This is a genomic window from Burkholderia sp. Tr-20355, from assembly GCF_017104685.1.
Classification (GTDB): domain Bacteria; phylum Pseudomonadota; class Gammaproteobacteria; order Burkholderiales; family Burkholderiaceae; genus Burkholderia; species Burkholderia seminalis.
In genome coordinates, this window is record NZ_JAAGPK010000260.1 from 1 (window position 1) to 7,084 (window position 7,084).

Sequence of the window (7,084 nt, forward strand, 5' to 3'; positions counted from 1 at the left end):
TCCGCCGGCCTTCAGGAAGCCGCGGCGCGCGGGGCGCGACGGCGGGTTCAGATCGTCTGCCATGGTCGGCTCCGTTACTTCGCGAGCATCAGCGTGTTGACGTCGTCCTGGACGTAATAGAAGCCGTCGCCGTCGGGCGTCATCGCGATCCCGAACAGGTCGCCGTTGCCGGGCGGCGACTGCGCCTTGTCGGTATCGATCCAGCGCGCATAGAGCTGCTTGCCGGCGACCGGATCGATCTCGACGACCTGGCCGTTCAGCGCGTTGGTCGCGAGCAGATGGCCGTTCGGCGCGGTCGCGAGTGCGAGCGGGCGGCGCAGAAAGCCGTCGGCCGTCACCTGGCGGCCGACGCCCGCGCTCGTGTCGCGCGTGAGCGGATCGTCGATCTCGACGACGCGGTTGCCGATCGCGTCGGAGACGTACAGCTTCTTCTGGTCGCCCGACAGCGCGAGGCCGGTCGGGCCGACCAGGAACACGCCCTTGTCGGCCTGCGCGCCGAGGCCGCTCGCGACGACCGTTTCCTGCTTGATGACGGGCGGCTTGCCGGCCGGCACGTCGAGGTCGAGGCGCAGTACCGTCGCCTGCTTGTAGACGGGCGGGTTGCCGTCCGCGCCGCCGACGCCGAAGCCGGCCATGCTGACGAACAGCGTCGCGCTGTCGCCGCGGTCGACCACGGCCATGTTGCCCCATGGGTCGTTGATGTTCGCGCTCGACCACGTCGAGGCGATCCGGCCGTGCGGATCGAGCACGATCAGGCAGCCGGCGCCTTTCGTCGACGTCGTGCCGTCGTTGCTCGGCGTGCTGCCGACGATCACCCAGCCCGACTTCAGCATCGTCATCGCGGTCGACAGGCCGACGCCGCCCGGGCACGCCTTCAGGTCGCGTGGAATCGTCGCGAACAGGCTCATCTGCTTGGTCGACGGCCGATAGTCGACGATCGTGCTGCCGGTGCCCTGCAGGTTCGCCGCGTTGTTGAAGTTGTCGACGAGCACGTCGCCTGCCTGGATCGTGCCGGCCGACACCGGCGCAACCGCGATCGCGTACGGGTTCTGGTCGCCGTTGTCGGGCACCGTGTTGACGAGCAGCGTATGGCGATGCAGCGTCTCGAGGAAGCCTTGCGGCTCGGCGAACGCGCCGGCGGCGGCCGTCAGCGCGACGGCGGCCAGCGCGCCCGTCGCGAGGCGGCGAAGCGGGGCGGATTGAATCATCGGGATCTCCTGGGAGGCGCGCCGCGTCGGCGCGCGCGAAAACGGGTGGCGTGGGCGGACGGCGGGCGCGCGGCGGTCAGAACGTGATCGTCGTGCGTGCGCCGAGCACGAACGTGTTGCGCAGCGGCTGGGTCGCGTCGCCCGGGTTCTGGCCCGCGCCGGCGTTGAACGTGTACTGCGCATCGGCCGCGATCACCCACCACGGGTTGACCTGATACTGGTAGGTCGCCTCGACGGTCGTCTCGCGGGTGCGCACGCCGTACGGGCCGGCTGCAAAGTTGCGCGCGGCCTGATCGAGGTCGGTCACGTGGCTGCCGACCTGGATGTACGTGACGGCGAGGCCGACGCTGTCGTTGTCGCGACCGTCGAACGGCGCCTTCAGCACGATGCCCGCGTTCGCCGCGAAGCTCACGAGGTTGCGGTCGCCCGGCGCGCCCATCACGCGTGCGAACACCCCGAGGCTTTTCGCGCCGGTGGGGTCGGGACGCCAGATCATCTGGTCGGCCACCGCGTAGAAGCTGTAGTCGCCGTGGTGCTGCCGCGCGTTGCCGTTCGATGCGGGATCGGCGAGCGACAGACCGTCGGTGCCGGCGTTCTGGTCCGCGAAGCGGCCGTTGTGATACCACAGGCCGATCTTGTAGGTACCCGGCAGTCCGTTCGAATGGCCGGTGTCCATTTCGCCGTCGGACGGCTGGTTCAGCGCGTACTGCAGCTCGCCGATATAGAGCGTGCCGTTGTGCAGGTTGAAGTTCGTGCCGCTCAGGTTGCCCGGGTTGTTGCCGAGCGGATCGCCGTCGAACACGCCCGCGAGCGCGGTGAGTTTCGGCGTGAGCTGTGCGCGCACGCGTACGCCGAGGCCCGCGAGCGGATACGCGGGGCCGCCGTTCGGCAGATCATACGACGGCAGCGCGGGCCAGCCGAACATCGTATTGACGAACGTGTTCGCATACGTGCTGACCATGAACTCCTGGTCCAGGCTCTGCTGGCCGATCTTCACGTCGACGCGCTTGTCGAGGAACGATTGCTGGTACCAGAGCTCCCACAGGCGCGTCGTGTCCTGCGCCTCGATGCCGCTCGCGGTGTTGAGCGTGCCGAGATTGCGCGCGCTCAGGTTGCTGCCGTGGATCTGCAGCGCGCTGACGTTGAAGGTGCCGCCGGGCAGGCTGATCGCCTTTTGCGTATCGACCGTCAGCGTCGCGGTCGTCAGCCCGTCATACGTGCCGCCGCGGTTCAGCCCGCCGCGCAGGTTCGCGAGGTATTCGCTGGTTTCGGTGATCTGCAGCGTCGCGCCGTACTTGCCGAGCCACGGGCGGATGCCGCCCATGTCGCCGAGCAGGCTCTGGCGCGTCCAGATGCCGGTCCACATGCCGGCCGGCTTCGCCTGGATCGCGAGGTCGGCCTCGGGCGCTTCGGGCTGCGCGTCGACCGACGCGGCGGCGAACGCAGCGCCGCTCGCGAACGATGCGCACGCGAGGACGGCCGCACAGGCGGCGGGGCGCATCCGGGTGCGGACGCGGTCTCCATGGAACGACGCAACCTTCATATCAAATTCCTGGTTCTAATTGGTTTGGAGTCCTGCTTGTCGGTCGCTGTCCCGACGCTCGGCACCGATCGGCCAGGGCATGAAGAAGAGCGCAACGCGGCGCATCGTAGGAGTGTCGAATGGGAATGTCAATGTAAACGAGAATGATTCGCATCTAAATTACTGAATGTAATGGGAGGGCTTACGGATGGGGGCTGACGGGTGTTTTCCGAAAGAAAAAACGTAAATATCGGCGTAATGAAAATGAATGCTTCGATGCGGAGCGATGGATCGCCGGCAGGGGAGGCGGGACGGGGCACCGGGCGCGTTGTGGCGGACAGAATCGGCGCCTGCGCGGGTTTTTCGATGCGATGTCGCCGGTCGCAGGAACTCCGTGCTTACCCGGTGTCCAAACGGGGCTGGATGCGATTCGCGGGCCGCGCGGGCTCGCCCGCCAAGCCGGGTAGCGTGGGTCAGGGTTTTGTTTTAAAAGGATTTTTCGTGATTTTCGGGTGTTTTCCCCGCTTCCGTGCCGCGTTGAAAATTCGTCCGGTTTCCCTTCTTGAATTTGTCAAAACCCGTCCATATAATTAGCACTCGCTGCACGAGAGTGCTAACAATTCTCTGCCGGGCGACAAGCCGGGCAGATTCCCTAAGCGTTCTTCAATCTCAGTCAAGAGAGGAGTGAATATGAACCTTCGTCCTTTGCACGATCGCGTGATCGTCAAGCGCCTGGATCAGGAAACCAAGACCGCCTCGGGCATCGTCATCCCCGACGCCGCTGCTGAAAAGCCGGACCAGGGCGAAGTCCTGGCCATCGGCCCGGGCAAGCGCGACGACAAGGGCGCACCGATCGCGCTCGACGTGAAGGTCGGCGATCGCGTCCTGTTCGGCAAGTACGCAGGCCAGACCGTGAAGGTCGACGGCCAGGAACTGCTGGTCATGCGCGAAGAAGACATCATGGCCGTGGTCAACGCGAAGTAAGCGTCCTCCGACGGTACATATTCCCAAGAATTCAAGGAGTTAGAAGATGGCAGCTAAAGACGTCGTATTCGGCGATTCCGCCCGTTCGAAGATGGTCGAAGGCGTGAACATTCTCGCCAACGCAGTCAAGGTCACGCTGGGTCCGAAGGGCCGCAACGTGGTGCTCGAGCGCAGCTTCGGCGGCCCGACGGTCACCAAGGACGGTGTGTCGGTCGCGAAGGAAATCGAGCTGAAGGACAAGCTCCAGAACATGGGCGCGCAAATGGTCAAGGAAGTCGCTTCCAAGACCAGCGACAACGCAGGCGACGGCACGACGACGGCAACCGTCCTCGCGCAATCGATCGTTCGCGAAGGCATGAAGTACGTCGCATCGGGCATGAACCCGATGGACCTGAAGCGCGGTATCGACAAGGCAGTCGCAGCGGCTGTCGACGAGCTGAAGAAGATCAGCAAGCCGTGCACGACGAACAAGGAAATCGCACAGGTCGGCTCGATCTCGGCGAACAGCGACACGTCGATCGGCGATCGCATCGCTGAAGCGATGGACAAGGTCGGCAAGGAAGGCGTCATCACCGTCGAAGACGGCAAGTCGCTGGCTGACGAACTCGACGTCGTCGAAGGCATGCAATTCGACCGCGGCTACCTGTCGCCGTACTTCATCAACAACCCGGAAAAGCAAGTCGCCGTCCTCGACAACCCGTTCGTGCTGCTGCACGACAAGAAGGTGTCGAACATCCGTGATCTGCTGCCGGTGCTCGAGCAAGTCGCGAAGGCTGGCCGTCCGCTGCTGATCATCGCCGAAGACATCGAAGGCGAAGCGCTCGCAACGCTGGTCGTGAACAACATCCGCGGCATCCTGAAGACCGTTGCGGTCAAGGCGCCTGGCTTCGGCGATCGTCGCAAGGCGATGCTGGAAGACATCGCGATCCTGACGGGCGGCCAGGTGATCGCCGAAGAAACCGGCCTGACGCTCGAGAAGGCAACGCTGGCAGAACTGGGCCAGGCGAAGCGCATCGAAGTGGGCAAGGAAAACACGACGATCATCGACGGCGCAGGCGAAGCCGTGAACATCGAAGCACGCGTGAAGCAAGTGCGCGCGCAAATCGAAGAAGCGACGTCGGACTACGACCGTGAAAAGCTGCAAGAGCGCGTGGCCAAGCTGGCCGGCGGTGTTGCAGTGATCAAGGTCGGTGCTGCGACCGAAGTCGAAATGAAGGAAAAGAAGGCACGTGTCGAAGACGCACTGCACGCAACGCGCGCAGCTGTGGAAGAAGGCATCGTGGCAGGTGGCGGCGTTGCGCTGATCCGCGCTCGCACCGCGATCGCAGGCCTGACCGGCGCGAACGCCGACCAGAACGCCGGCATCAAGATCGTGCTGCGCGCGATGGAAGAGCCGCTGCGCCAGATCGTCACGAACGGCGGCGAAGAAGCCAGCGTCGTGGTGGCGGCCGTTGCTGCAGGTACGGGCAACTACGGCTACAACGCAGCAACGGGCGAGTACGTCGACATGGTTGAAGCCGGCGTCGTCGACCCGACCAAGGTCACGCGCACCGCACTGCAGAACGCAGCGTCGGTTGCTGGCCTGCTGCTGACGACGGACGCAGCTGTCGCAGAACTGCCGAAGGAAGACGCACCGATGCCGGGCGGCATGCCGGGCGGCATGGGCGGCATGGGCATGGACATGTAATCGACCTCGGTCGATGGTGTCCGGAACGCGCAGCGATGCGCGTTCCAGCCAAAAGAAAAGACCCGCAGCGATGCGGGTCTTTTTTTATTGGTGCGAGGATCTTGATGTGCGTGCGGGGCGGCCGGAGGCGTTGCGCCCGCGGTGGCGCGGCAGGTGCGACGGCGGGGCATGCCCGCCGTGCCCGCGTCAATGCCGGTGCGACGTCCGCGATACCGGATCGGCCTTCACGGCCGGCGGCGTATCCGATTCTTCATTGCTGCGCGCCCAGAAGAACCGGTCGGGCAGGTAGGCGCCCATGCCGGGCCGGAACGCGTCGCGCACGGCCTGGTACAGGTACTCCTGCGCCTCGCGCACCGCTTCGGGCGGTTCCTGGCCGTTCGCGAGCAGCGCCGCGATGGCCGCGCCGAGCGTATCGGTGATGCCCATCAGCCGGTGCGGCGAGCGATCCCACATGTCCTCGCGAAGCTGGCCTTCCTCGCCGTACAGCGTGTTGACGAGCCGGTGCGAGCCCGTCTCCGACGACAGGATGTACTCGCAGCCCTGCGACAGCAGGTGCGACACGGCGGCGTCGAGATTCGGCGCCTCGGCATCGCCGTCTGGCTGCGCGAGCGCGATCAGCGTGGCGTGATCGGCGACCAGCAGCGTGGTTTGCGGCGCCAGCAGGTCGGCGATCGACTCGCGCAGGTCGTCGGCCGCGAGCACGTGCTCGTCGTCGAGCGTGAAATCCGGCGCGAGCACGAGCGGCACGCCGTCGTAGTCGGCGACGACCTCGGCGATCGCACTGACGACTTCCGCGCGCGTCGCCGCGCCGATCTTGAACGCGGCGACCGGCATGTCCTCGAGCAGCATGCGCGCCTGGGCGGCGACGACTTCGGGGTCGAGGCCGGTCACTTCGTCGCAGGCGGCGGAGTCGCGCACGGTGTAGCCCGTCAGGACGGACACGCCGTGACAGCCCATGCTCGCCAGGGTCATCAGATCGGCTTGGAGGCCGGAGCCGCCGGTGGGATCGGACAGGCCGAAGGTGAGGACGATCGGAGGGGCGTTGCTGGACATGTAAAAATGGGGCAAGAGAAAAACGGAAAGCGACGGAGATGCGGACCGCGAGGCGAGTGGCCGTTTTCGGCCCTGTGTTGCCCGGCAGGCCGCACTTTTCAGCCATTATGCGGTGGAATCCGGCCCGCACGACGGATTTTTTAGCGCAGCGCAACGTAGTCGCCGTCCTCCAGCGCGATTGCTAGGCAGTCCGGCCCCGACACGGTACCATCATGGCTCCCGAATTTACCGACTTTTCCCGACGCGGCTAAGATGGAATACAAGAGCTGGATGTGCCTGATTTGTGGCTGGATTTACGACGAAGAAGCCGGGCTGCCGGAAGAGGGCATTGCCCCGGGCACGCGCTGGGAAGACGTCCCGATCAACTGGACGTGCCCCGAATGCGGCGCTCGCAAGGAAGACTTCGAGATGGTCCAGATCTGATCGGACCGCTGGCCCACGGACACTCCGCTCCGGCCTCGCATCGGCCCGGCGCTCGCGCGCCGCGGTTCGGGCGAGCGACTTGACGATGACAGGCGCGCGTGTCCATGACGTCCGATCCGGCGAACGTTCCCCACCCTGACGCACTGCCCAACCCGCGCGGCGGGGCCGTGCGCGCGGCCGACGCATGGCTTGCGGCGGCCGCCGACG

6 protein-coding genes are annotated in these 7,084 nt (G+C 65.7%); 3 read left to right on the forward strand and 3 right to left on the reverse strand.

Annotated elements, in window-relative coordinates; all coding sequences use genetic code 11:
- Positions 1-74: 74 nt before the first annotated feature.
- Positions 75-1,208, reverse strand: a complete 1,134-nt coding sequence (locus G3N62_RS33475; protein WP_124669247.1) for a hypothetical protein — start codon at positions 1,206-1,208, stop codon at positions 75-77.
- A gap of 76 nt (positions 1,209-1,284) precedes the next feature.
- A complete protein-coding gene (locus G3N62_RS33480; protein WP_241013277.1) occupies positions 1,285-2,709 on the reverse strand; it encodes a carbohydrate porin in 1,425 nt (474 codons plus the stop codon).
- 711 nt (positions 2,710-3,420) lie between these two features.
- On the opposite strand from G3N62_RS33480, the gene groES reads away from it, so the two are divergent.
- Together groES and groL are read left to right on the forward strand one after the other, a co-directional pair.
- The gene (gene groES / locus G3N62_RS33485) at positions 3,421-3,714 is read left to right on the forward strand and encodes a co-chaperone GroES (protein ID WP_004186661.1); all 294 of its coding nucleotides are present in this window, start codon (positions 3,421-3,423) and stop codon (positions 3,712-3,714) included.
- 46 nt (positions 3,715-3,760) lie between these two features.
- Positions 3,761-5,401, forward strand: a complete 1,641-nt coding sequence (groL, locus tag G3N62_RS33490) for a chaperonin GroEL (RefSeq protein WP_021163332.1) — start codon at positions 3,761-3,763, stop codon at positions 5,399-5,401.
- Positions 5,402-5,587: 186 nt separating this feature from the next.
- On the opposite strand, the gene G3N62_RS33495 is transcribed toward groL, so the two are convergent.
- Positions 5,588-6,454 (reverse strand): hydroxymethylpyrimidine/phosphomethylpyrimidine kinase, encoded by an 867-nt coding sequence (locus G3N62_RS33495; RefSeq protein ID WP_034187260.1) that lies wholly within the window; start codon positions 6,452-6,454, stop codon positions 5,588-5,590.
- Between the two features lie 252 nt (positions 6,455-6,706).
- Between G3N62_RS33495 and G3N62_RS33500 the strand changes: the two genes are divergently transcribed.
- Positions 6,707-6,877, forward strand: coding sequence for a rubredoxin (locus G3N62_RS33500; protein WP_004186709.1), 171 nt, complete (start codon positions 6,707-6,709; stop codon positions 6,875-6,877).
- Positions 6,878-7,084: the final 207 nt, after the last annotated feature.

Excerpts from the sequence above, each read along its gene's own strand:
- G3N62_RS33475 (WP_124669247.1), bottom strand. The coding sequence starts at position 1,208 with ATGATTCAATCCGCCCCGCTTCGCCGCCTCGCGACGGGCGCGCTGGCC.
- G3N62_RS33480 (WP_241013277.1), bottom strand. The coding sequence starts at position 2,709 with ATGCGCCCCGCCGCCTGTGCGGCCGTCCTCGCGTGCGCATCGTTCGCG.
- groES (WP_004186661.1), top strand. The coding sequence starts at position 3,421 with ATGAACCTTCGTCCTTTGCACGATCGCGTGATCGTCAAGCGCCTGGAT.
- groL (WP_021163332.1), top strand. The coding sequence starts at position 3,761 with ATGGCAGCTAAAGACGTCGTATTCGGCGATTCCGCCCGTTCGAAGATG.
- G3N62_RS33495 (WP_034187260.1), bottom strand. The coding sequence starts at position 6,454 with ATGTCCAGCAACGCCCCTCCGATCGTCCTCACCTTCGGCCTGTCCGAT.
- G3N62_RS33500 (WP_004186709.1), top strand. The coding sequence starts at position 6,707 with ATGGAATACAAGAGCTGGATGTGCCTGATTTGTGGCTGGATTTACGAC.